Here is a 24,541-nt window from a genome sequence, read left to right as displayed (position 1 = left end):
TGGTCGTCACTGGAACGCGGCTGTCCGCCAGTCGCCCAGGTCCGCGAAGAGTGGGGTCGCGGGCCGGCCGCTCACGGCGACGGACAGCACCGCGCGGGTGCTCCCGGCCGGGGTCACGACCGTGGTCACGGTGTCGGTGCCGGTGCCGGTGCCGGTGCCGGTGCCGGGCGGGAACGGCAGCCGGCGGCCGGCCGGTCGGGCGGGCGGCCAGTCGGTCGGCACGGCGACCGGCCGGGTGAGTCCGCCGCGGCGCAGGCCGTGTCCGAGGGCCTTGCCGATGGCCTCCTTGCGGGTCCACAGCACCAGGAACGCCTCGTCGCGCTCGTGCCGGGGCAGGCCGGCGATCCAGTCGGCAGGGGTGTCACCGAGCCACCGGCGAGCCAGTGCGGTGGCGGGCAGCGGCCGGACGAGTTCGATGTCCACGCCGAGTGCCGCCGGACCGCGAGAGAGGGCGACGGCGAAGACGCCCGTGGCGTGGCTGAGGCTGACCTGCACACCGGCTGCGGGCCCGGTGAGCCGGGGGCGGCCACCGGGGTCGTGTGCCACCCGGATCAGGTGGGCCGGGCTGCAGGTCAGTTCGGCCGCGGAGGCGACGAGCGCGGCATGCGTGGCAGCGCGCTCGTCGCCCTCGGGGGCAGGCCCCCACCGGACGGCCGGCCGCGTGGGGTCCGGCGGGCCGTCGGTGCGGGGGAACGGGACCTGCCTCCTCATCCCGCCATCTGGCGGACGAGGCTCTTGGGCCGCATGTCGGTCCAGTTCTTCTCGATGTGGTCCAGGCAGGCCTGCCGGCTGTCCTCCGCGTGGGCCACTTCCCAGCCCGCGGGTATCTCGGCGAAACCGGGCCACAGGGAGTACTGGCCCTCGTCGTTGACGAGTACCAGGTAGCGGCCCGCTTCGTCCTCGAAGGGATTGGACATCTGATCCTCTTTCCTTGGTTGTTGCTCTGGGTTCCGGTCAGGAAACGATCTTCTCGAGCACCCGGACCGCGTTCTCGGCCCCGTTCTCCACGGAAGTGAGGCGGGCCAGCCGGTCGACCGCGCCGGCGATGCCCGGGTCCTTGACGGCCTGGTCGACCGCCTTCGTGAGGGTGTCGGCGGTCAGGTCCCGGTGCGGGACGGGCTGCGGTGCGACGCCCAGGCCGTGCAGGTGGTCGGCCCACATCAGCGCTTCCTTCTGGAAGGGACAGATCACCTGGGGGACGCCGGCGCGCAACGCCGTGTTGTGCGCTCCGGTTCCGCCCGGGTGCACCACGGCACGGACCCGGGGGAAGAGCCAGTCGTACGGAATTTCGTCCTCCACCAGGATGTTCTCCGGCGGATTCGGAATGGCCGCGCCGCCCCAGCCCGTGACGACGATCGCGCGGACTCCCGTTCTGCGGACGACCTCCAGAATGATGCGGCCGACTTCTTCGGGGTCCGTTCCCATGTGACTGCCGAATCCGAAGAACACCGGCGCTTCGCCGTCGCCCAGGAATTTCAGCAGCCGTTTCGAAGGCTGCCACCGCGCACCGCTCGGGAGCATCCAGAATCCGGTCGTGTGGACCCACTCGGGCCAGTCGTCCGCCGGCTCGATCACATGCGGGCTGAAACCGAGGAGTACCGGCGCCGGCGTGCCGTCGGCCCGGAACCTGTTGTCCAGGGCGCCTTCGCGGGGCGGAAGTCCGAGGACGTCGGCCCGCCAGCGGCCGAACATCTCGGCGAGCGGCCCCTTGATCGGGTTGTCGTTCGCCCGGGCGTGCCGCTCCAGGTTGTCCGGCCGCTGCTCGAAGGTGCCGACCTCGGGGGGATAGCGCCGTGAGGCGACGAAGTGCGGGTAGAGGCTGGCCAGTACGTGCGGAACCCCGAGTTTCTCGGCGATCTGGTGGACGGCCTGACGCGACGAGTGGGAGTGGATCACCACGTCCGCGCCTTCCGCGGCGGCGTCCCACATGTCCTTCAGCATGATCGGGTACAGCCGCGGGAATATCTCCGCGAATATGCGTTCCCGGGCTTTGTCGTACTGGTCGCCCTTGCCTTGCGAGTTGACCAGGATCTCCCGGACGTCGGGCCGCTGGTGGAGCCGCACGGCCTCGTCGTCCACCGGAGCGAAGTCCACTCCGTATTCCGCGGCCATGGGGCCGTAGAGGCGGGGACCGACGAGTCTGGCCGAATGTCCGGCCTGATCGAGAGCGAAGGCCAGCGCCAGATAGGGCTGCATATCCCCACGAGTGCCATGGGAATAGATCAGTGCTCGCACCGCTTCGAACCCTCCCGTTCCTGACGAGTCGGGCGCGACACCAGCGGCATGGCCCGAGGAAGTACCTTCGGCACGTTAGGGCCTGGCGTAATCGAGCGGCTCTAGGAAATCTGTACAGGACAAATGCCTCTTGCGGACGCTGCGACGGAATGGAAACAGTTGGCCGTTCCGACGCGCACGGGAGGCGAAACGTTGAAAGTCCTGGTCTACTGCTACGGAAATAGAGGCGACGTCCAGCCATATCTGGCACTGGCCTACGCACTGCGCCGCGCGGGACACGAGCCCGTGCTCGCGGCGCCTCGTCTCTTCGCACCGCTCGCCGACCAGTACGGCGTACCGTTCGCCCCGCTGGACGACGCCGCCGTCACCGTGCGCTCCCGGGCGGACATCCGCCGCCTCCAGGCGCACAGCGACCGGCCGACCGCCCGGATCGAGGAGCAGCGCCGGGAGGTCCGCCGGCAGATGGTTCCGCACTACGCGGCCGTGCTCCGTGATCTGTGGGAGGCGGCGGCCTGCGGTCCCGACGTGATCGTCCACTCTCATGCGTTCCGTGAGGTGATTCCGCAGATCGCCGAGCGGCTGAAGGTTCCGCACGTCCTCGGCTCCCTCTATCCCAACTTCGTGGTCTCGCGCGACTATCCGGCGTTCGGCATGCTGTCGGACGTGTTCTCCGGCAAGGAGGACACGAGCCGGACGGACGTACGTACGTATCTGCCGCCCGCCGTCGTCGAGGTGGTGGACCAGTGGCGCAGGGACACCCTCGGACTTGCGCCGCGGGAGGGCTACCTCGACTTCCGGTTCGCCGCCGACGGCGCGCCCGCACCCGTGCTGCACAGCTTCAGCCCGCACGTCCTCGCCCCGGGCTCCGACTGGCCCGACTCGGTGCACACCGACGGTTTCTGGCACCTTCCGCCGCCGCCGGGCTGGCAGCCGCCGGACCGGTTGCTGCGCTTCCTGGAGGAGGGCGAGAAGCCCGTTCTCATCGGCTTCGGCAGCGCCCTCGGGACCGACCCCGAGCGGACCACCGCCCTGGTGCTGGACGCCGTGCGGGAGAGCGGCCGACGGGCGGTGATCGTGGCCGGCTGGGGCGGCCTGGACGTCGCCGGCGCCCCGGACGGCGTCCTGGCGCTGGACGAGGTTCCCTACGGATGGCTGTTGCCACGGGTGTGCGTGGCCGTCAACTCCGGCTCGCTGGGCGCGCACAACGCCGCCCTCTCGGCGGGAGTCCCCCAGGTCGTCTGCCCGTTCGAGGTGAACCAGCTGATGTGGGGCGAGCATCTGCACCGCCTGGGAGTGGCGCCCGCCCCGCTGAAGCAGCGTGAGCTGACATCGTCCGCCCTGGCACAGGCGATCGGGACGGCCGCCACGGACCCGGCCGTCGCCGCGGCCGCCGCCGGGCTGGGCGAACGCCTGCGGGCCGAGGACGGGGCAGCCTCCGCGGTGAGGTTCCTGGAGAGGGTCCAGCGGTGACGGGGGCCGCCACGGCGAGCCGGCTCTCGCCCACCGACACCGCACTGTCGGCCCGGCTGGCCCTCTCGGCCCGGTGCACCGACGGGGTGACCAGCACCGCCGCGTTCTTCGACTGGCTCGCCGAGCGTCAGCTGCACCATGCGCAGAAGACCGAGCGCATACCCTTCGCCGAACTCGACAAGTGGGGGTTCGACCCGGACACGGGGGACCTGGGCCACGCCAGCGGGCGGTTCTTCTCGGTGCAGGGGCTGCGGGTGCGCTCCGACTTCGGTGCGGTGCCCGCGTGGTCCCAGCCGATCATCAGCCAGCCGGAGGTCGGCATCCTCGGCCTCGCCGTGCGTGAGATCGACGGCGTGCTGCACTTCCTGATGCAGGCCAAGTCGGAGCCGGGGAACGTCAACGGTGTGCAGCTCTCCCCCACCGTCCAGGCGACGCGCAGCAACTACACGCGGGTGCACGGCGGTTCGTCGGTGCCCTACCTGGACACCTTCCGCACACCCGAGCGCGGGCGGGTGCTGGCGGACGTGCTGCAGTCCGAGCAGGGCTCCTGGTTCCTGCGCAAGCGCAACCGCAACATGGTGGTCGAGGCCGGGCCCGAACTGCAGGCCGGCGAGGACTTCTGCTGGCTGACGCTGGGACAGCTCAACTCCCTGCTGCGGTGGGAGAACCTGGTCAACATGGACGCGCGGACCGTGCTGTCGTGCCTGCCCGACTGGGACCGCGTCGAGGGCCCCGGGAGCGCCGTGCACACCGGGCAGGAGATCCGCAGCTGGCTGACCGACCGCCGGGTCGCGCACGAGGTCGTCACCGAACGGCTGCCGCTGCAGGCCGTTTCCGGCTGGCACCGGACGGCCGACGCCGTCGCGCACGAGGAGGGACGGTTCTTCAGCGTCGTCGCGGTGCACGTGGGCTCGCGCAGCCGGGAGGTGCCGTCCTGGACCCAGCCGCTGCTGCGGCCGCACGGCCAGGGCATCGCCGCGCTGCTCGTCAAGCGCGTCGGCGGTGTCCTGCACGCGCTGATGCACGCACGCGTCGAACCGGGTTTCGTGGACACGGTGGAGCTGGGGCCGACCGTGCAGTGCGTGCCCGACAGCCACGCCCACCTGGCCGCCGCCGACCGGCCGCCCCTTCTGGATCTGGTGCTGGGCGCCGACCGGGCGCACACCCTGTTCGACACCGTGCTGTCGGAGGAGGGCGGCAGGTTCGACCAGGCGCAGAGCCGGTACTTGATCATCTCGGTGGACGACCGGGTCCCGGTCGAGGAGAACGCCGGCATGCGCTGGCTGAGTCCGGGCCAGCTGGAGGATCTGCTGAAGTACAGCGGCCAGCTCAACATCCAGGCCAGGACGCTCGTGGCCGCCCTCAGGACGGTGCGATGACCCAGGACCACGGCACCCCGCCGGTACGCGTCGGGGTCCTGGGGGCCGCCTCCATCGCCTGGCGGCGGGTACTGCCCGCGATGACGGCCTGCCCTGACGTCGAAGTCGTCGCCGTGGCCTCCCGGGACCCGCTGCGGGCGCGCCGGTTCGCCGACCGCTTCGGCTGTGCGGCCGTCACCGGCTACGAGGCGCTGCTGGAGCGCGCGGACGTCGAGGCGGTGTACGTTCCGCTGCCCGCGGCGCTGCACCGCCGGTGGGCGGCCCGCGCGCTGGAGGCCGGCCGGCATGTGCTGGTCGAGAAGCCCATGGCCACGACGGCGCCGGAAGCCCGGGAGCTGACCGCGCTCGCCGAGCGCCGCGGCCTGGTGCTGCGGGAGAACTACATGTTCCTCCACCACCCGCGCCACCAGGCCGTCTCCGAGCTGCTGCGGGACGGACGCATCGGCCGGCTCCGCATGCTGCACGCGTCGTTCTGCGTCCCCCCGCTCTCCCCCGGCGACATCCGGTACACCGGCGAACTGGGGGGTGGCGCGCTGCTGGACACGGGCGTCTACCCGCTGCGGACCGCGGTGCACTTCCTGGGGCGGGGGCTGCGGGTGACCGGCGCCACCCTCCGGGTCCGGCCGCGCGACGGTCTGGACGTCTCCGGGCAGGTCCTGCTGGCCGCCGACTCGGGTGTCCTCGCCTCGCTGGACTTCGGCTTCGAGCACAGTTACGGGGCGCGGTACACGTTGTGGGGCGACCGGGCGCGGCTGAGCGCGGACCAGGCCGTCAGCCCGCCGGCCGAGCTGCGGACGCAGCTGCTGATCGAGGAACAGGACCGGGTGGAGCAGCTCCTGCTGCCGCCCGCCGACCAGTTCCAGGCCTGCGTCGCGGAGTTCGCGGCGGCGGTCCGCGGGGCCGGCTCCTCCCGCGGCACCGGCCGGACGGCGTGGCACGCGGACGCGGTGGCGACGCTGGAGCTGGTGGACGCGGTCCGGGAACGGGCGGTGCGGGTGCCGTGCGAGGACGGCGGTACGGAGACCGCGTGACCCGGGGGCACTCCCCGAACGCCGAAGGGCCCGCTCGCGCGGGCCCTTCGCCATGAGTGCCGGATTCAACGACGCAGCGAGGCGTAGTGGGCCTGGGCCTCGGCGTACGAGGGCAGCAGCCCCAGACGCTCCACCTCGGCCAGGGAGGGGGCCGAGGCGTCCTTCTCGGACAGCAGCGGTTCGACGTCCGCCGGCCAGTCGATGCCCAGCTCCGGGTCGAACGGGTCGATGCCGTACTCGCGGTGCGGGGCGTACCCCTCGGAGCAGAGGTAGCTGACGGTCGCGTCGTCGGTCAGAGCCAGGAACGCGTGCCCGAGCCCCTCTCCCACGTACAGGGCCCGGCGGTTGTCGTCGTCGAGCCGTACGGCCTCCCACCGGCGGTAGGTCGGGGAACCCACCCGCACGTCGACGACCACGTCGAGCACCGCGCCCCGCAGGCACTGTACGTACTTCGCCTGGCCCGGCGGCACCTGGGCGAAGTGGATGCCGCGCAGGGTGCCGCGTCGCGAGACGGAGCAGTTGGCCTGCGCCAGGCGGAAGTCCTGGCCCGTCACCGCGCCGAACTCGGCTGCCCTGTACCACTCGTAGAAGGCGCCGCGGGCGTCCTGGTGGACCGTGGGCTCCACGACCCAGGCGGGACCGACGTCCAGTGCACGCATCATGTCTGCTGCTCCGTTTCCACCATCTCGGGCAGCGCCGCGGCGAGCGCGGCGCGCCAGTCTCGGATCGGCTCGACGCCCGGCTGCCGGCGCCGGCACGCGAGCACGCCGTACGCCGGACGGCGTGCCGCGCGCCCCAGGGTGCTGCCGGCGACGGGGCGGACCCGGTCCGGGTCGGCGTCCAGCAGCCGGAACACCTCGCGGGCCAGGCCGTACCAGGTGGTCCGGCCGGCACTGGTGCCGTGCCGGACGCCCGGCCGGGCGGTACCGGCGAGCGCCGCGCGGCCGAGCCGCACCAGCAGGCCGGCGAGATCGGCGCTCCAGGTCGGCTGCCCGTGCTGGTCGTCGACGACGTCGACGGTGTCCCGGTCCCGCTCGGCCCTGATCATCGCGCGCACGAAGTTGGGCCCGCCGGCGCCGTAGAGCCAGGCGGTGCGTACGACGTGCCCGTGGTCGGGGAGGCGTTCGAGGACGGCTCGTTCCCCGGCGAGTTTGGTGCGGCCGTAGGCGTTGACCGGCCCGGTCGGGTCGGTCTCGGCGTACGGGCTGCGGGCGTCGCCGGGGAAGACGTAGTCGGTGGAGACGTGCAGCAGCCGGGTGCCGGCCGAGCGGCAGGCGTCGGCCAGGTGGCCGGGTCCGACGCCGTTCACGAGGAGGGCCTCCGGCTCCCGCTCCTCCGCGGCGTCGACGGCGGTCCAGGCGGCGCAGTTGACGAGGACGGCGGGGCGGTGGGCGGTCACCAGGCGTCGCACGGCCGCCGCGTCGGTGATGTCCAGCCCGGCCCTGCCGAGGCCGATCACCTCCTCGCCGTCCCGCCGCAGCTGGGCCGTGACGTCGCGGCCCAGCATGCCGGTGGCGCCGACGACCAGCCACGGCGCGCTCACAGGGCCGCCCGCGTCAGCAGCGGTTCCCACCAGGAGCGGTTGTCCCGGTACCAGCGGACGGTCTCCGCCAGGCCGGTGGCGAAGTCCTTGCGCGGCCGGTAGCCCAGCTCGTCGCGGATCCTGCTCCAGTCGACCGAGTAGCGCCGGTCGTGGCCCTTGCGGTCCTCGACGTGACTGACGCGGTCCCAGCCGGCGCCGCAGGCCTCCAGCAGCATCGAGGTGAGCTCCTTGTTGGTGAGCTCGGTACCGCCCCCGATGTTGTAGACCCGGCCGGGCCTGCCACCGGTGCGGACCAGCTCGATGCCCCGGACGTGGTCGTCGACGTGCAGCCAGTCCCGTACGTGCTCGCCGTCGCCGAACAACGGCACGTCGCCGCCGTCCAGGAGCGTGGTGACGAAGCGCGGGATGAGCTTCTCCGGGAAGTGGTGCGGGCCGTAGTTGTTGGAACAGCGGGTGACCCGGACGTCGATGCCGTGCGTGTGGTGGTACGACAGAGCGACCAGGTCGCTCGACGCCTTCGACGCCGCGTACGGGGAGTTGGGGAGCAGCGGCGCGGTCTCGGGCGTGGAACCCGTCGGCACCGAGCCGTACACCTCGTCGGTGGAGATGTGCACGAAGGTGCGAAGGCCCGTGCGCAGGGCCGCGTCGAGCAGGGTCTGGGTGCCGAGCGCGTTGGTGCGCAGGAACTCCGCGGCGCCCGTGATCGAGCGGTCGACATGCGACTCGGCCGCGAAGTGCACCACCTGGTCGCTGCGGGCCGTCAGCGGTCCGACGAGCGCGGCGTCGCAGATGTCGCCGTGCACGAAGGTGAATCGGGGGTCCTGCCTGACCGGGTCGAGGTTCGCCGGGTTGCCGGCGTAGGTCAGGGCGTCGAGGACGGTGACGCGGACGTCGCCCGGGCCCTGCGGGCCGAGCAGGGTCCGCACGTAGTGGGAGCCGATGAAACCGGCTCCGCCCGTCACGAGGATGCTGGTCGTCATGGGGAGATCTGCACCTTGCTGTGGTCGCCGAGGATGAGCCGGTGTGCTGCGGGAGCCCGGGGCGCCGGGGTGACTTCCACGTTCCGGCCGATCAGGGACGCCTCGATGCGGCGCACCCCGGTGATGGAGGAACCGGGCAGCACGATGGAGAACTCGATCTCGCTGTCCTCGATGCGGCACCGCTCGGAGATCGAGGTGAAGGGACCCACGTAGGAGCCGCTGACCTCCACACCCGACGCGATGATCACCGGGCCGACGATCCGGGAGCCGCGGACCGTCGCCCCGTCCGCGATCCGCACCCGGCCGACGATCTCCGTGGCCTCGTCGACGTCCCCGGCGACCATGGGCTCGATGGTCTCGAGGACGGTGCGGTTGACCTCCAGCATGTCGCCGACGTTGCCGGTGTCCTTCCAGTAGCCGGAGATCGTGGTGGAGCGTACGTCGCGCCGCCGGTCGATCAGCCACTGGATGGCGTCGGTGATCTCCAGCTCTCCGCGGGCGGAGGGCGTGATGGCGGCGACGGCTTCGTGGATCGCCGGGGTGAACAGGTAGACGCCGACCAGGGCCAGATCGCTCTTGGGTTCGGCCGGCTTCTCCACGAGGCCCACCACCCTTCCCCCCTCGTCGAGTTCGGCGACGCCGAAGGCGGTGGGGTCGGGCACCCGGGTGAGCAGGATCTGCGCGTCGGGCCGCCCGGTGCGGAACTCCTCGGCGAGTGCGGTGATGCCGCCGACGACGAAGTTGTCGCCGAGGTACATCACGAAGTCGTCGTCACCGAGGAAGTCCCGGGCGATGCGCACCGCGTGGGCGAGGCCCAGCGGGGCCTCCTGGGGCAGATAGGTGACGCGCAGGCCGTCGAATCCGCCCTCGTCGACGGCCGCACGGATCTCGTCCGCGGTCTCCCCGACGACGATGCCCACGTCCTTGACGCCCGCGTCGGCGATGGCCTCCAGCACGTAGAACAGGACGGGCTTGTTGGCGACGGGGACCAGTTGCTTGGCCGAGGTGTGGGTGATGGGCCGCAGCCGGCTGCCGGTGCCGCCCGCCAGGACGAGAGCCTTCATGTCCACGACACAACCGTGTCGCGGTCGACGAAGCCGAAGATGCCGGCGAGCGTGGTGCGGCGGCTTCCGGCGCTGGTGTTGGGCTCCACCGCATGGATGTGCGCACCGTTGAAGACGTAGATGTCACCGGCGTTGATCTCGAGCCACTGGCACTCGATGCCGTCGAGGGTGTCCATCGGGTACGGGGAGCCGGTGTGCTCCAGGCCCAGGCGGCGCTTGCTCGCCTCGTCCGGCTGGATGTTCCACAGGGCGAGCCGGCCGCCGTCGCCGTTCTCCAGGCATATGTTGAGCGCGCAGATCTGGTGGTCGAGCACGCGCTGGATCTCGAAGTCCGCCTGCCCGGGGTGGGCGCACTGGGAGCTGTCCTCGTGCGGGTCCAGGGTGTACTCGCCGGCGGCGTGCCAGGAGCGCAGCAGTCCTCGGCACGCCTGGCGGCCACCGTGCTCGGCGCGGCGCACCGTGACGTCCTGCGGGGCGAGGGCCCCGGCAAGTCCGTCGTAGAACTCGGTCAGCGGATCCCGCTCGATGCCGAGCACCTGCTCCAGCGCCGGCGTGGTGCGCTCGGACTCGTCGAGGTATTCCTCGGTCGTCTTGTGGAAGTGGTACGTGCCCAGGTAGTAGCTGGGCGCGACGGCGGTCCGCTTCTCCCGGTCGTCGCTGTCCCAGAAGCGTGCGGACAGCTCCGCGCAGATCTCCGGATCGACCGCGCCGCGGAAGACGACGCCCGCGCTCCTGCCCCTGAGCACGTCGACGACGGCCCGGGGGTCGAAGGTGCGGTACTCCTTGAGGCGGAAGTAGTCGGGGTCGCCGCTGAATCCGGTGAGCCGGCGGCCGGCGGCGGGCCCGGCGACGGCTTCGCCCGTGGCCTCGGTGGTGATCGCCATGTGGTCTTTCTCCCTTGGTTGTCAGTGCGCCGGCGCTGCCCCGAGCGCCTGCCGTACGACCTCGCAGACGCGGTCCACGTCCTGCGGGGCCAAGGCCGGCCCGGACGGCAGGACCAGGACGCGTTCGGCCAGCGCCTCGGTGCCGGGCAGCGGCAGCGGCGTGTGGATGTCGGCCCGCTGCGCATAGGGCCGCATGCGGTGGCAGCCCGGGTGGAAGTACCTCTGGACCAGCACGTTCTCCTGATGGAGTGCGGAGAGCAGCCGGTCGCGGTGGACTCCGGTGACCGTGGCGTCGATCTCCATGACGACGTACTGGTGGTTGCTGCGCTCCCCCGGGCCGGGGCCGCGCAGCCGTACGCCGGGGACACCGGTGAGCCCGGCCCGGTAGTGCTCGTACCGCAGGGCGTTGGCCGCGGTGATCTCGTCCATGTGCTCGAGGGCGGTGAGTCCCATGGCCGCGGAGATCTCGTTCATCTTGGCGTTGGTGCCGAAGGTGAGGACCTCCCGGCCGGGACCGAACCCGAAGTTGCGCATGCGGTCGACGCGTTCGGCGAGTTCGGGGTCGTTCGTGACGACGGCGCCGCCCTCGAACGCGTTGATGAACTTGGTCGCGTGGAAGCTGAGGATCTCGCCGTCGCCGAAGCCGCCGACCGCGCGGCCGTCCAGCTCGCAGCCCAGGGCGTGCGCGCCGTCGTAGAGCAGGCCGAGCCCGTGCTCGTCCGCGATCGCCCGCAGTTCGTCGTCGGGGCAGATCCGGCCCCAGAGGTGAACGCCGACGATGCCGCTGGTGCGCCGGGTGACGAGCCGGCGCACATGGGCGGGGTCCAGGGTGCCGGTGTGCGGGTCGATGTCGGCGAAGACCGGGGTCAGGCCCTGCCACTGCAGTGCGTGGGCGGTGGCGACGTAGGTGAACGACGGCACGATGACCTCGCCGGTCAGGCCGCGGGCCCGGGCCAGCACCTCCAGGGCGGAGGTGCCGTTGCTGGTGGCCAGGACGTGTGCGGCACCGGTGAGCCGGGTGAGCCGGTCCTCGAACTCTCGCACCAGCGGGCCGTTGTTGGTCAGCCAGCCCCGGTCGAGGGCCTGTGAGATGCGCTCGAACAGGCGTCGGCGGTCCGGGATGTTGGGGGTGCCGACGTGCAGCGGCCGGTCGAAGGCGGGGTGTTCGCGGAGGCGGGGCGGGGCGGGCCGCTCCTGGTCGACCGCGCTCCCGATGCCGTCATGCGTGGTGAGCGACACGGCGTGCTCCTGTCTGCTCGTGGTGGACTCGTTCCAGAACCCGGACGGCGTTTCGGGCGCCGTCCTCCTCCCGGACCAGGGCGGCGACCCCGGCGACGGTGCGGGCGATGCCGGGATCGGTGACGGCGATACGGATGGCCTCGGCGAGGGCGTCTGCGGTCAGGTCGCGCTGCAGCAGGGGCGCGGGAGCGACGCCGAGTTCGTGCAGGCGCCCGGCCCACACCAGCTGTTCCTTGTGGAAGGGGCAGCTGACCTGCGGGACGCCGGCCTCGAGAGCCGCGTTGTGGGCGCCGACGCCGCCCGCGTGGACGGCTGCCCGTACCCGCGGCAGCAGCCAGTCGTAGGGGACCTCGGTGACGGTGAGGATGTCCGTGCCCGGCTCCGGGATCTCGATCCCGCCCCAGCCCGCCACCACCACGGCGCGCACTCCGGCGCGCCGCACCGCCTCCTGCACCAGGCGGCCGGTGGCTTCAGGGTCAGGGGCCAGGGAACTCCCGAAACCGACGAACACCGGCTTCTCACCGGACTCCAGGAACCGCCGCAGATCCTCCGGCGGGGTCCAGTCGGCGGCCGGAGGAAGCGACCAGAACCCGGTGGTGTGGACCCACTCCGGCCAGTCGGCGGACGGTTTCACCACCTGCGGGCTGAATCCGTGCAGGACCGTGGCCGGGGTGCCGTCGGCGCGGTACCGGAAGTCCTGGGCGTTCTCCCGCGGCGGCAGTCCGAGGATCTCGGACCGCCACTCGGCGAGCGCACGGGCGGGAAGCGCCGTGAAGACGTTCTCCTCCTGCCCGGGCTTTTCGGGAATTCGGTAGGCCCGCTCGAAGAACGTGTAGTCCCGGGACGGCACGAAGTTGGGGTAAAGGGTCGCCAGAACGTGCGGTACGCCGAGCCTTTCGGCTATCTGGGGCACCGCTTCCCGGTGGTTGTGCGAATGGACGACAATGTCGGCGCCGCCGTCCGCGGCCACCTCCCACATGTCCCTGAGCATCGCGGGGTACATACGCGGGAACGACTCGACGAAGATCTTCTTCTTGAGTTCCCGGTCGGCTTCCGTCAGAGCGTCACTGCGCTGCAGGACGTCCCTGAACTCGGGCCTGGTCATGAGCTGGACGAGTTCGTCGTTCAGCGCCGCGAACGGAACTCCGTATTTCTCCGCGGACGGGGAGAAAAGGCGGGGGGCCGCCAGGACCACGCTGTGTCCGGCCTGTTGCAGCGCCACGGAAAGCGCCAGATAAGGCTCGACGTCCCCCCGGCTTCCATGGCAGTAGACAAGCGCCTTCATCCGTCCCCCCGTCTGTTCGTCATTCGGATCGCTGTCACATTAGGAGAGGGAAGTACCGGGGAGCTGGACGCCGCCTCGACGCCCAACTGCCCCCGGCGGAAGGTGAAAAGGGACCACGGTCCCGGAGGGTCAGGGCAATGCGGTGAGACCCGGTTCGGGGGCGTTGACCAGGACGGCCGTGTTGCCCGCCGGATGACGGTTGTCGTAGACGAGCTGGTGGGCGTCGGCGATCTCCCGGAACGGGAGGGTCAGGCTCAGACACGGGTCGACCCGGCCGGAGGCCACCAGGTTGATGGCCGCCCGGGTCTCCCGGACGTTGGCGGCGTGCGAACCCTGCAGACGCTTCTGGAACATCCACAGGAACCGCAGGTCGATGTCGCCGTTGTAGCCGCTGGTGCCCGCGCAGGTGACCACCATGCCGGCGTTGTCGCAGACGTAGACGGAGGTGGCGAGGGTGTCGCGGCCCGGGTGTTCGAGGACGATCCGGGGCGATCTGCGTTCGCCGAGGATGTCCCAGATCCGGCGCCCGAAGGCCCGGGCCCCCGACTGCCACTGCCGGTACGCCGCGGCGTCGCCCGCGTCCGGCAGCCTGCCCCAGTGGTCGAACTCGCGGCGGTTGATCACACCGCGGGCTCCGAGGCGCAGGCAGTGCTCCGCCTTGTCGTCGTCGGAGATCACCGCGATGGGGATGCCGCCGAAGTAGTCGGTGATCTGGATGGCCATGGAGCCGAGGCCCCCGGACCCGCCCCAGATCAGGACGGGGTCGCCGGGCTGCACGGTGTGCGGGGCCCAGCCGGTGAGCATCCGGTACGAGGTCGAGCCGCCGCCCAGGAAGCAGCCGGCCTGCTCCCAGGTCAGGTGCGGCGGCTTGGGGTGCACCTGGTACTCGTCGACGACCGTGAACTGGGCGAAGGAGCCGAAGTTGAGCTCGTACCCCCAGGCCTTCTGGGACTTGGAGGCGGTGGGGTCGACGCCCATGCGGATGTCGGGGGCCGACTCGTCCCACTGGACGCCGGCGATGATCACCTGGTCGCCGACCTTGTACTGGGTGGCGCCCTCGCCGACCGCCCACACCACGCCGGCGCCCTCGGAGCCGGCGATGTGGAAGTCGTGCGGGTCGCCCTGCTTGCGGCGGGCGGCGATCACGTCGGCGGGGGTGCCGAGGCCGGCCCACACCCCGTTGTAGTTGACGCCGGCCGCCATCACCATGACCAGCACCTGGCCGCGGCCCACCGGCGGCACCTCGACCGGCTCGACCTGGATGGCCTGCCGCGGCGGGCCGTACCGCTCGGGCCGGATGAGGGCCGCGTACATGTGGCTGGGGACCTCGCCGAGCGGGGGCAGCTCACCGATCTCGTAGATGTCGCGGGTCATCGTCCCTCCTCCTCGCCGAGGTTCTCCAGCCGCTCGGTGACGATCCGGCCGACCTCGGCGATCGGTCCGGGCAGCAGCATCTGTTCGTGCCGGCCGGGGACGGTGCGGGCGTCGACGCGGCCGTCGACGTACGGCTGCCAGCGCGCCGTTCCGGCGTCGGCGCCCGGGCCGTCCGCGCCGGCCGCGAGGAGCAGCAGGTCGCCCCTGAAGACCTTCGGGGTGAAGCCCCGGCGCAGCTCCACGTTGTCCTGGAACGTCTGCGCCACCGTGACCAGGTGGTCGGCCAGCAGGTCGGTGAGCGGGTTGCCCTGGGCGCGCAGCACCGTGGCGACCGTCTCCTCGTCCGGTTCGGCGCCGCCGGGCAGCTGTTCGCCGAGGCCGGTCGCCTCCAGCAGCGCCGCCATCAGGTTCTGCTCCCCGGACGCGGGCGCGGCGGGCGCCGCCACGGCGGAGGACACGGGGAAGGAGTCGAGGACGGCGACCAGGCCGACCTCGGCCCCGTCCGCCTGCAGCCGGGTCGCCACCGCCTGGGCGACGAGCCCGCCGAAGGACCAGCCCAGCAGGTGGTAGGGGCCCTCGGGCCGGGCGGCCCGGATCCGCTCGGCGAAGTGCTCGGCGATCTCCTCGATGCCGCCGGGCCGGTAGCCGGGGGTGCCGAACGCCCTGGCCTGCACGCCGTACACCGGTACGGACGCGGGCAGATGGCGCAGCAGTCCCGCGTACCGCCAGCTCAGACCGCCGCCCGCGTGGAAGCAGAACAGGGCGGGGCCGCTCCCCTTGGCGCGCAGCGGCAGCAGCACGTCGAGGGCGTTGTGCTCGTCGGGTCCGCCGCCCGCCAGCCGTTCGGCGAGCGCTCGCACGGTCGGCGAGGTGAACAGGGCCTGGATGCTCAGCTCGCAGCCGAGCACCGAGCGGACGCGGCTGACCAGGGAGGCGGCCAGCAGGGAGTTGCCGCCCAGCAGGAAGAAGTCGTCGTCGATGCCGAGGCCGGGCACACCGAGGGCGTCCGCGAACAGCTCGCACAGCACCGTCTCCTGGGGGCTGCGCGGCCGTCCGGCGGAGTCGTCGGTGCGCTGCCGGTCGGGTGCCGGCAGGGCCTTGCGGTCCAGCTTGGTGTGCGAGGTCAGCGGCAGCCTGTCGAGGACCACCAGCGCGGACGGCACCATGAACTCCGGGAGTCCGACGGCCAGATGGGCCTGGAGCCCGGCCAGGTCGGGGGCCGGGGCGCCGGCGTCGGGCACCACGTAGCCGACCAGCCGCTTGTCGCCGGGGCGGTCCTCGCGGACCAGGGCGACGGCCTGCCCGATGCCGGGGTAGGCGCTGAGCGCGACCTCGACCTCGCGCAGTTCGACACGGAAGCCGCGCAGCTTGACCTGTTCGTCGGTCCGGCCGACGAATTCCATCAGCCCGTCGGCGCGCCACCGGACCAGGTCGCCGGTCCGGTACATCCGGGTGCCGCGCTCGCCGAAGGGGTCGGCGACGAACCGCTCGGCGGTCAGGCCCGGGTTGTTCTCGTAGCCGCGGGCCACACCGGTCCCGGCGAGGTACAACTCACCTACCACGCCGACCGGTTGGGGCCGCAGTCCGGGGCTGAGCACATAGGCCCGGGTGGCGTCGATCGCGGCGCCGATGGGGACGCTCTCGGGCACCTCGTCGCCGGGCCGCATCGAGTGCCGGGTGGAGAACACGGTGGTCTCGGTGGGTCCGTAGCCGGCGGTGACCACGGTGTCCGTGCCGGCGCAGGCCTCCAGGGCCCGGCGGACGGCGTAGGCGGGGACCACGTCACCCCCGGTGCGGATCTCGGCCAGGCCCCGGAAGCACTCCGGGTGGGTCTCGGCGAGCAGCCGGAACAGGCCTCCGGAGGCCCACAGTCCGGTGATGCCCTCTTCGACGACGAGGGAGGCGATGGCCTCCAGGTCGACCTTGCCGGGCGGGGCGATGACGACCTCGCCGTGGTTCAGCAGCGGCACCCACCACTCGAGGGTGGACACGTCCCAGGCGTGCGGCGAGTGGAACAGCACGCGCCGGGTGGCGTCCAGTTGCCACCAGTGGTCGGCGGCGAGCTCCACGACGGCGCGGTGGCTGACCGCGACGCCCTTGGGGGTGCCGGTGGAGCCGGAGGTGTAGATGACGTAGGCCAGTTGGTCGGGCAGGACGGTCACGTCCGGCGCGGTGTCCGCCTGGGCCGGGATGCCGGGGTCGGTGTCGACGGCGACCACCGTGACCCGGCCGGAGAGCTGCCCGGTCCAGTGGGCGGCGCGTTCGCCGTCGGTCAGCAGCACCGGGGAGCGGGTCTCGTCGAGCAGCAGCCGCACCCGCTCGTCGGGGTAGGTCGGCTCCAGCGGCACGTACACCGCGCTCGCCTTGAGGACGGCCAGCACGCTGACGATCAGGTCGACCGAACGGTCCAGCAGCACACCGACCCGGGTCTCGGGGCGCACCCCGAGCTCGATGAGCCGGCGGGCCGTGCGGTTGGCGCGCTCGTCGAGCTCGCGGTAGGTCAGGCGGGTGTCGCCGAGCCGTACGGCGATGTCGTCCGGGCCCTCGGCGACGGCCTGCGCGAACCGGCGGGTCATGGTCGGCGGGTCGGCGGGGAGGTCGAGAGGGCCGCCGTTCCAGCCGTCGATCAGCTGTTCCCGCTCGTCGGCGGCGGCGATGTCGACGGTGGCGACGGGCTGTCCCGGCGCTGCGGTGATGCCTTCCAGGACGTGCACGAGCCGGTCGAGCAGCGTCTGCACGGTCCGGGTGTCGAACAGTTCGGGCCGGTGGTCGAGGCGCAGCCGGAGGCGGCCGTCGCCCACGGAGGCGATCAGGGCCAGCGGATAGTGGGCCGCGGCGCGTCCCTCCACGGCCGTCGCGCGCAGGGCGCCCTCGCGTCCGCCGCCCGAGGCGGTCGGGAAGTTCTCGTAGACGACGAGGGTGTCGAAGAGGTCCCCGGCGACGCCGGTCAGCCGCTGGATGTCGGCGAGCCCGACGTGGTGGTGCGCGGTGAGCGCGGACTGCTCGTCCTGCAGCCGGGTGAACAGCGCACGCCAGTCCTCGGCCGGGTCGAGGCGGACCCGGACGGGAAGGGTGTTGATGAACAGCCCGACGATGGACTCGATGCCGGGGATCTCCGGGGGACGGCCGGAGACCGTGGTGCCGAACACCACGTCGTCGCGGCCGAGCAGCCGGCCGAGCAGCACCGCCCAGGCGCCCTGGAGCACGGTGTTGACGGTGACCGCGTTCTGAGCCGCGTACGTCTGGAGCGCGGCGGTGGTCTCGGCGGACAGCGACCGGCCGACGTCCTGGGGCATCTGGGTGGGCGCCCCGGATCCGGCGGGGGCCAGCAGGGACGGCTCGCCCAGCCCGTCCAGCGCCCGGCGCCAGGCCTCCTGGGTGGCCGTCCGGTCCTGTCCGGCCAGCCAGACGAAGTAGTCGCGGTAGGGCACGACCGGCGGCAGAGCGGCCTGTTCGCCGTGGTAGAGGGCGACCAGGTCGCGCAGGAACAGCGGCATGGACCAGCCGTCGAGCACGATGTGGTGCTTGAGGATGACGAGCCGGTGCCGCTCCTCGCCCAGCCGGATCAGCAGCAGCCGCACCAGCGGGGCGGTGGCCAGGTCGAAGCGGTGGTCGCGGGCCGCGTCGGTGAGCCGGGCCAGCTCGGCCTCCCGGGCGGCCTCGCCGAGGCCGCTCAGGTCGGCCTCCTCGAAGGGCAGTTCCACCCGGCGGGCGATGACCTGGACGGGGTGGCCGTCGCCGCGGTGGACGAAGCGGGCCCGCAGGTTGGGGTGGCGGTCCAGCAGGGCCTGCCCGGCCGCGCGCAGCGCCACGGGGTCCAGCGGCCCTTCCAGGTCGACGCTGAGCTGCATCGCGTACACGTCGGGGCCGGTGTCCGTGTAGAGGGTGTGGAAGAGCAGGCCCTCCTGGAGCGGGGACAGCGGCAGGACGTCCTCGACGCCGCCCGGCGCGGTCTCCAGCGCGTCGATCTCGGCCTGGGTGAGGGAGACCAGCGGCAGGTCGGACGGGGTGAGCCCGCCGGCGTCCGCACGTTCGGCGGCGGCGGCCAGCTCGCCCAGCGCCGCGAACCAGTCGTCGGCGAGCTGCCGGACCTGGTCCCGGGTGAACAGGGCCCCGGGCCAGGAGAACGTGGCGTCCAGCAGGGGTCCCTCGGCCGTCTCACGGGTGACGGCGCTGATCTCCAGCGGGTGCGCGAACGGCAGTCCGGCGTCGGCGGGCACGACCCGGGTGTCCATGCGCGGCTCTCCGGACCAGCCCGGGACGCCACGTCCGGTGCTGTCGCCGAGTGCCGTCGCGTTGACGCGGCCCAGGTAGTTGAACCCGATCTGCGGGGTGGGGTGGGCTGCGAGCAGTCCGGCGGTGTCCGGGTTGAGGTAGCGCAGCAGCCCGTAGCCGAGGCCGTTGTCGGGCACGGCCCGGATCTGCTCCTTGACCCGCTTCAGCGCGGCGGCCGGGCCGTGGGTGCCGGGGTCGAGGCGCAGCGGGTGGATGGCGGTGAACCAGCCGACCGTACGGGACAGGTCGACGTCGTCGGCGATCTCCTCACGGCCGTGGGTCTCGACGTCGACGAGCACGGCGGAGCCGGAGCCCCAGCCGTTGCGCTCGCGCCAGCGGGCCGCGGCGCGGGCGAAACCGGTGAGCAGCACGTCGTCCATCCGCGCCTGGAAGCGTTCCGGTACGGCGGTGAGCAGGGTGCCGGTGATCGTGGCGGGCAGCCGGACCGAGAGGTGCTGGGCGCTCTCGCGGGTGTCGCGGGCGGCGCGGAACGCCTCGGCGCCGAGGCGCGGTTCGGGCTCCTCCAGCATCCGGGTCCACAGGTCGAGTTCCGCGGCCCGCTCGGGCGTCTGGGCCTCGGCCAGCAGCAGCTGGGCCCAGCGGCGCGGGGAGGTCCCGACGGGCGCGAGGCCCGGGGTCCGCCCCTCGGCCGCGGCCTGCCAGGCGGTGGCCAGGTCGGGCACCAGGATCCGCCAGGACACGCCGTCCACGACCAGATGGTGGGCGACGACGAGCAGCCAGCCGGGCCGGCCGGCGCCGCCGTCGAACCAGACGACCTGGAACAGCACGCCGTCCTCCGGGTCGAGGCGGCGGCGTGCGGCCTCGCCCTCCTCGGTGACCAGGGCGGTCAGCGCGGGGTCGGCCGGGTCGTCGGGGAAGCCGCTCACGTCGACGCGGGTGATGCGGTCGTCGGCCCGGACCTCGCCGGCCGGCCGCACGGTGAGGCCCCAGGTGACCGAGGCGGCGGAGCCCGACAGCCGCATGCGCAGCGCGTCGTGGTGGTCGACGACCGCCTGGAGCGCACGGCCGAGGGCGTCCCGGCCGAGGCTCGGGACCCGCAGCAGCACCGACTGGTTCAGTCCGGCGATGGGGCCGCGCCGCTGCGCGAGCCAGCGCACGACCGGGGTCGGCGGTACGGCGCCGACGCCGTCGTCGGCGGGCGCGGCGGGGCCGGGCCGGGTGTCGGTGACCGCGGCGGCCAGCTCGGCGACCGTCTGGTGCCGGAACATGTCGCGCGGCGACACGGCCAGGCCCGCCTCCCGGGCCCGGCTGGCGACCTGGAGCGCGGTGATGCTGTCGCCGCCCAGGGAGAAGAAGTTGTCGGCCACGCCCACCCGGGGCAGGCCCAGCACGCCGGCCATCACCCGGCACAGCAGTTCCTCGCGGTCGGTGCGCGGGGCACCGTCGGTGCCGTCCTGGCCGGCGGGCCCGGCGGTCGCGGCCGGGGCGGGCAGCGCCGCCCGGTCGACCTTGCCGTTGACGGTCAGCGGGATCCGGTCGAGCACCACGAGCGCCGACGGCACCATGTACTCGGGCAGCACCTCGGCGAGCCGGGCCCGTACGGCGGTGGTGTCCAGGCCGGTGCCGGGGGCCGCGGCGAGATAGCCGACCAGGCGGGGGCGGCCGGGCTCGTCCTCGCGGACGGCGGCCACCGCCTGTCCCACCCCGGGGCAGGACGCGAGCGCCGTCTCCACCTCGCCGAGTTCGATGCGCAGGCCCCTGATCTTGACCTGGCCGTCGGCGCGGCCGACGAACTCCAGCTCCCCGTCCGGGCGGCGCCGGACCACGTCACCCGTGCGGTACATCCGGGTGCCCGCCGGGCCGAACGGGTCGGCGACGAACCGCTCCGCGGTCAGCGCGGGCCGGCCGAGGTAGCCGCGGGCCACGCCGGCGCCCGCCACGTACAGCTCGCCCGGCTCGCCGTCGGCCACCGGTGCGAGACGCTCGTCGAGGACGTGCAGGCGCAGGTTCGGCAGCGCGCCGCCGATCGGCGGGATGCCGGGTACGGCCGGGAGCGGGCCGGCCATGGTGCAGGAGACGGTGGTCTCGGTGGGGCCGTAGCAGTTGAACATCCTGCGGCCGACCGCCCACCGGGCGACCAGGGAGTCCGGCGGGGCCTCCCCGGCGATCACCAGGGTGCGTACGGACGGCAGGGCGTCCTCGGGCAGCCTGGCCAGCACGGCGGGCGGGAGCGTGGCGTGGGTGACGCCCCGCTCGCCGATCAGCTCCGGCAGCCGGGCGACCTGGTCGAGCATGTCGGCCGGGCCCAGCACCAGGCAGGCGCCGCAGCTGAGCGGGGTGCAGATCTCGGACAGCGCGGCGTCGAAACTCAGCGAGGCGAACTGCAGCACCCGGCTGCCCGGTCCCATGGCGTACGGCTCGACGCGCGCCCGCACCAGATTGGGGATGCCGCGGTGCTCGACGACGACGCCCTTGGGCCGGCCCGTGGAGCCGGAGGTGTAGATGACGTAGGCGGGCGTGTGCGGGGTGAGCGGGGCGGTGCGGTCGGCGTCCGTGAGGTCGTCGGCCGCGAGGCCGGCCAGCTCGGCACGGGTGCCGGGCGCGTCGAGGACGATCCGGGTCGTGCCGGGCGCAGCCGGGAGCCGGTCCTGGACCGCGCTCGTGGTCAGCGCCAGCGCCGGGGCCGCGTCCTGCAGCATGTACGTGATCCGGTCGGCCGGGTACTCGCTGTCCAGCGGCAGATAGGCGGCACCGGACTTCAGCGCGGCCAGGACCGCGACGACCATGTCGGGCGAGCGCGGCACCATGAGCGCGACGACCCGCTCGGGTCCGGCGCCGTGCCGGACGAGCAGCCGGGCCAGCCGGTTGGCGCGTTCGTTCAGCTCGGCGTACGTCAGGGTGCCGGCCTCGCCGGTCACAGCGGGCGCACCGGGGGTGCGGGCCGCCTGCTCCTCGATCATCCGGGGTATCAGGGAGCCGGGGTGCGGTTCCCTGCCGTCGTGTGGTGCGGTCTCCAAGTCCTTCTCCAGCGTGGAAATGTCGAGGTCGCCGAGGGCCCGGTGCGGGTCGGTGGCCACCTCCTCGAGCAGTCGGGTGAAGTGCGCCGTCATCGCCTCGGCCGTCGGACGGTCGAAGAGGTCGGTCGCGTAGGCGAGCGTTCCGGTGAGGCCGGCGGGCTCGCCGTCGGGTCCCCGGCGTTCCGTGACGCGCAGGGACAGGTCGAATTTGGCGGTGCCGCCCTCCGCGGTGTCCGGGCGGGCGACGCTCTCGGCGGTGAGGCCGTCCAGGACCGCGCCGTCGCGCTGGAAGGCGTCCAGCACGAGCATCACCTGGAACAGCGGGTGCCGGGCCAGCGAGCGCTCCACGCCCAGCTGCCGGACCAGCTGTTCGAACGGCAGGTCCTGGTGGGCGTAGGCCGCGAGGTCCGTCTCCCGCACCCGGTCCAGCAGTTCGCCGAAGGTCGGGTCACCGCCGGTGTCGGTGCGCAGCACCAGCGTGTTGACGAAGAAGCCGACCAGGTCGTCGGCGGCCGCGTCGGTGCGTCCGGCGACCGGGGTGCCGACCGGGATGTCGGTGCCGGCGCCGAGCCGGGTGAGCAGCGCGGCGAGCGCGGCCTGGAGCACCATGAAGAGCGTGACCCGGCCGGACCTGGCGAGGGCGAGCAGCTCCTGGTGCAGTCGGCCGTCCACCTCGAAGGGGACGAGGTCGCCGTGGTGGCTCGCCTCGGCCGGGCGGGGCCGCGCCGCGGGCAGCTCCAGTACGTCGGGCAGACCGGCGAGGGCCTGCTTCCAGTGAGCGGCCTGCCGGGCCGCCTCGCTGTCCGGGTCGCGCACGTCGCCGAGCAGCTCGCGCTGCCACAGGGCGTGGTCGGCGTACTGGACGGGCAGCGGGGACCGGCGCGGGGCGGCGCCGGAGCGGCGGGCGGAGTAGGCCTCGGTGAGGTCGCGGACCAGGGGGCGCATCGACCAGGCGTCACCGGCGATGTGGTGCAGCACCAGCACCAGCACGTGATCGTCCGGGCCCAGCGCCAACAGGGTCGCCCGCAGCGGGAGTTCCGCGTCGAGCCGGAACTCGTGGCGTACGGCGGCGGCCACCGCGCCGTCCAGCGCGGAGCCGGTCACCGCCCGCACCCGCAGCTCCGGGACCGCGTCCGCGGGGTCCAGGACGCGTTGGTACGGCAGGCCGTCCCGCTCCGGGTAGAGCGTGCGCAGCACCTCGTGGCGCGCGACCACGTCTGCGAGGGCGGCCCGCAGCGCGTCCACGTCGAGTTCGCCGCGCAGCCGGGTGGCGAGCGGCAGGTTGTAGAGCGCGCCGGTCTCCTCGATGGCGTCGAGCATCCACAGGCGTTGCTGGGCGAAGGACAGCGGCAGGGTCTCGGGCCGTTCCCCGCGCACCAGCGCGGGACGGGCGGCCGCTGCCGTGTCGACGTACCGGGCCAGACCGGCCACCGTCGGCGCCTCGAACAGCGCCCGCACCGGCACCTCCACGCCCAGCACCGTGCGGATCCGCGAGACCAGGCGGGTCGCCAGCAGCGAGTGACCGCCCAGCTCGAAGAACCCGTCGTCGATACCGACCCGTTCCAGGCCGAGGGTCTCGGCGAACAGCCCGCACAGGATGTCCTCCTGCGCGTCGCGCGGTTCCCGTGTCGCCCCGGCGCTCAGCTCGGGCACGGGCAGCGCCTTGCGGTCGGTCTTGCCGTTCGGGGTCAGCGGTACGGCGTCCAGCACCACGATCGCCGAGGGCACCATGTACTCCGGCAGCGACGCAGTCAGCGCCGCGCGTACGGCGGCGGTGTCCTCGGTGCCGACCACGTATCCGATCAGCCTCGGCACGCCGTCGGGTCCGGGCGACACGGCGGCGACGGCCGCGCCGACTCCGGGCTGGTCCCGCAGCCGGGCCTCGATCTCGCCGAGCTCGATGCGGTGGCCGCGGATCTTGACCTGGTCGTCCGCCCGGCCCACGAACACCAGCCGGCCGTCGGCGTTCCACCGGACCACATCGCCCGTGCGGTACATGCGCGAGCCCGCCGGACCGAACGGATCGGCCACGAACCGGCCCGCCGTCAGCCCCGCACGGCCCAGATAACCACGCGCCACACCGTCACCGGCGATGTACAACTCCCCCGCCACACCCGGCGGAACGAGCCGCAGGGCACCGTCGAGGACGTACACCCGCTGGTTGGCCAACGGACCCCCGATCGACACCTCCGCCCCGGTGACCGGAGCCGACGTCGACCAGATCGTCGTCTCCGTCGGGCCGTACATGTTCACCACCGACGCGGCCGACGCGGACAGCTCCCGGGCCAGGACCGGATCCAGGGCCTCGCCGCCGACCAGCACACGCAGCCCCTCGAGGGCCTGCGGCGCCTCGTCCAGCAGCGCCCGCCACAGGCTCGGCGTCGCCTGCATCACCGACACGCCCTCGGCCTGGGCGAGTGCGGCCAGGGCCTGCGGATCGCGCACGGTCTCGCGGGAGGCGAGCACCACCGTCGCGCCGGAGACCAGCGGCCCGAACACCTCCAGCAGCGCGATGTCGAAGCCGAAGGTCGTCACCGCCAGCCAGCGGTCTCCCGGCGCCGGGCCGACGACCGGGCGCATGCCCGCCAGGAAGTTGCGCAGGGCCCCGTGCGGGACCACCACACCCTTCGGGCGTCCCGTGGAACCGGAGGTGTAGAGCACGTAGGCCGCGTCCTCGGGCGTCACCGTCACCGGGTGGACGGCCTCGGGGGCCGGGGGCACCTCTTCCACGAGCACCGCGCCGGGCACCACGGACGCCGTCTCCCGCGACGCCAGCACCACAGCAGGCGCCGCATCCCCCAGCA

General features: G+C 73.1%; 15 protein-coding genes. 3 read left to right on the top strand and 12 right to left on the bottom strand.

The window, feature by feature from the left end:
- Positions 1-6 precede the first annotated feature (6 nt).
- The 3 genes from AC07DS_RS38335 to AC07DS_RS38325 are packed head-to-tail and all read right to left on the bottom strand — an operon-like array spanning position 7 to position 2,235.
- Positions 7-711, bottom strand: coding sequence for a 4'-phosphopantetheinyl transferase family protein (locus AC07DS_RS38335; RefSeq protein WP_479153103.1), 705 nt, complete (start codon positions 709-711; stop codon positions 7-9).
- A complete protein-coding gene (locus AC07DS_RS38330; protein ID WP_479153101.1) occupies positions 708-917 on the bottom strand; it encodes an MbtH family protein in 210 nt (69 codons plus the stop codon). The genes AC07DS_RS38335 and AC07DS_RS38330 overlap by 4 nt, the downstream gene beginning before the upstream one ends.
- A gap of 37 nt (positions 918-954) precedes the next feature.
- The gene (locus tag AC07DS_RS38325; RefSeq protein ID WP_479153099.1) at positions 955-2,235 is read right to left on the bottom strand and encodes a glycosyltransferase; all 1,281 of its coding nucleotides are present in this window, start codon (positions 2,233-2,235) and stop codon (positions 955-957) included.
- 192 nt (positions 2,236-2,427) lie between these two features.
- Here AC07DS_RS38325 and AC07DS_RS38320 point away from each other — a divergent pair, with 192 nt between their 5' ends.
- From AC07DS_RS38320 to AC07DS_RS38310, 3 genes are read left to right on the top strand one after another with little or no spacing between them, the layout of a single operon-like run.
- A complete protein-coding gene (locus AC07DS_RS38320; protein WP_479153097.1) occupies positions 2,428-3,705 on the top strand; it encodes a glycosyltransferase in 1,278 nt (425 codons plus the stop codon).
- Complete coding sequence (locus AC07DS_RS38315) at positions 3,702-5,084, top strand: NDP-hexose 2,3-dehydratase family protein (RefSeq protein ID WP_479153095.1); 1,383 nt, start codon at positions 3,702-3,704, stop codon at positions 5,082-5,084. The genes AC07DS_RS38320 and AC07DS_RS38315 overlap by 4 nt, the downstream gene beginning before the upstream one ends.
- Positions 5,081-6,115 carry a Gfo/Idh/MocA family protein gene (locus tag AC07DS_RS38310; protein ID WP_479153093.1) on the top strand — a complete coding sequence of 345 codons (1,035 nt, stop codon included), beginning with the start codon at positions 5,081-5,083 and terminating at the stop codon, positions 6,113-6,115. The genes AC07DS_RS38315 and AC07DS_RS38310 overlap by 4 nt, the downstream gene beginning before the upstream one ends.
- Positions 6,116-6,180: 65 nt before the next feature.
- Here AC07DS_RS38310 and rfbC read toward each other — a convergent pair whose 3' ends face one another.
- From rfbC to AC07DS_RS38265, 9 genes are all read right to left on the bottom strand, one after another.
- Positions 6,181-6,774, bottom strand: a complete 594-nt coding sequence (gene rfbC, locus AC07DS_RS38305) for a dTDP-4-dehydrorhamnose 3,5-epimerase (RefSeq protein ID WP_479153226.1) — start codon at positions 6,772-6,774, stop codon at positions 6,181-6,183.
- Positions 6,774-7,658, bottom strand: coding sequence for a dTDP-4-dehydrorhamnose reductase (gene rfbD, locus AC07DS_RS38300; protein ID WP_479153091.1), 885 nt, complete (start codon positions 7,656-7,658; stop codon positions 6,774-6,776). Before rfbD ends, rfbC begins: the two co-directional genes overlap by 1 nt.
- Complete coding sequence (rfbB, locus tag AC07DS_RS38295) at positions 7,655-8,638, bottom strand: dTDP-glucose 4,6-dehydratase (protein WP_479153089.1); 984 nt, start codon at positions 8,636-8,638, stop codon at positions 7,655-7,657. The genes rfbD and rfbB overlap by 4 nt, the downstream gene beginning before the upstream one ends.
- Positions 8,635-9,702 carry a glucose-1-phosphate thymidylyltransferase gene (locus tag AC07DS_RS38290; protein ID WP_479153224.1) on the bottom strand — a complete coding sequence of 356 codons (1,068 nt, stop codon included), beginning with the start codon at positions 9,700-9,702 and terminating at the stop codon, positions 8,635-8,637. Before AC07DS_RS38290 ends, rfbB begins: the two co-directional genes overlap by 4 nt.
- Positions 9,699-10,586, bottom strand: a complete 888-nt coding sequence (locus AC07DS_RS38285) for a phytanoyl-CoA dioxygenase family protein (RefSeq protein ID WP_479153087.1) — start codon at positions 10,584-10,586, stop codon at positions 9,699-9,701. Before AC07DS_RS38285 ends, AC07DS_RS38290 begins: the two co-directional genes overlap by 4 nt.
- A 21-nt stretch (positions 10,587-10,607) precedes the next feature.
- Positions 10,608-11,825, bottom strand: a complete 1,218-nt coding sequence (locus AC07DS_RS38280; RefSeq protein WP_479153085.1) for a DegT/DnrJ/EryC1/StrS family aminotransferase — start codon at positions 11,823-11,825, stop codon at positions 10,608-10,610.
- The gene (locus AC07DS_RS38275) at positions 11,806-13,110 is read right to left on the bottom strand and encodes a glycosyltransferase (RefSeq protein ID WP_479153083.1); all 1,305 of its coding nucleotides are present in this window, start codon (positions 13,108-13,110) and stop codon (positions 11,806-11,808) included. The genes AC07DS_RS38280 and AC07DS_RS38275 overlap by 20 nt, the downstream gene beginning before the upstream one ends.
- Before the next feature lie 129 nt (positions 13,111-13,239).
- On the bottom strand, positions 13,240-14,484 hold the full coding sequence (ccrA, locus tag AC07DS_RS38270; RefSeq protein WP_479153081.1) for a crotonyl-CoA carboxylase/reductase: 1,245 nt from the start codon (positions 14,482-14,484) through the stop codon (positions 13,240-13,242).
- A complete protein-coding gene (locus AC07DS_RS38265) occupies positions 14,481-24,539 on the bottom strand; it encodes an amino acid adenylation domain-containing protein (RefSeq protein WP_479153079.1) in 10,059 nt (3,352 codons plus the stop codon). Before AC07DS_RS38265 ends, ccrA begins: the two co-directional genes overlap by 4 nt.
- Between the last annotated feature and the right edge of the window lie 2 nt (positions 24,540-24,541).

The sequence above is a fragment of the Streptomyces sp. NPDC044064 genome (assembly GCF_056434245.1).
Note: the sequence above shows the minus strand (reverse complement) of the source record. Positions and strands in the feature narration are given on the sequence as shown.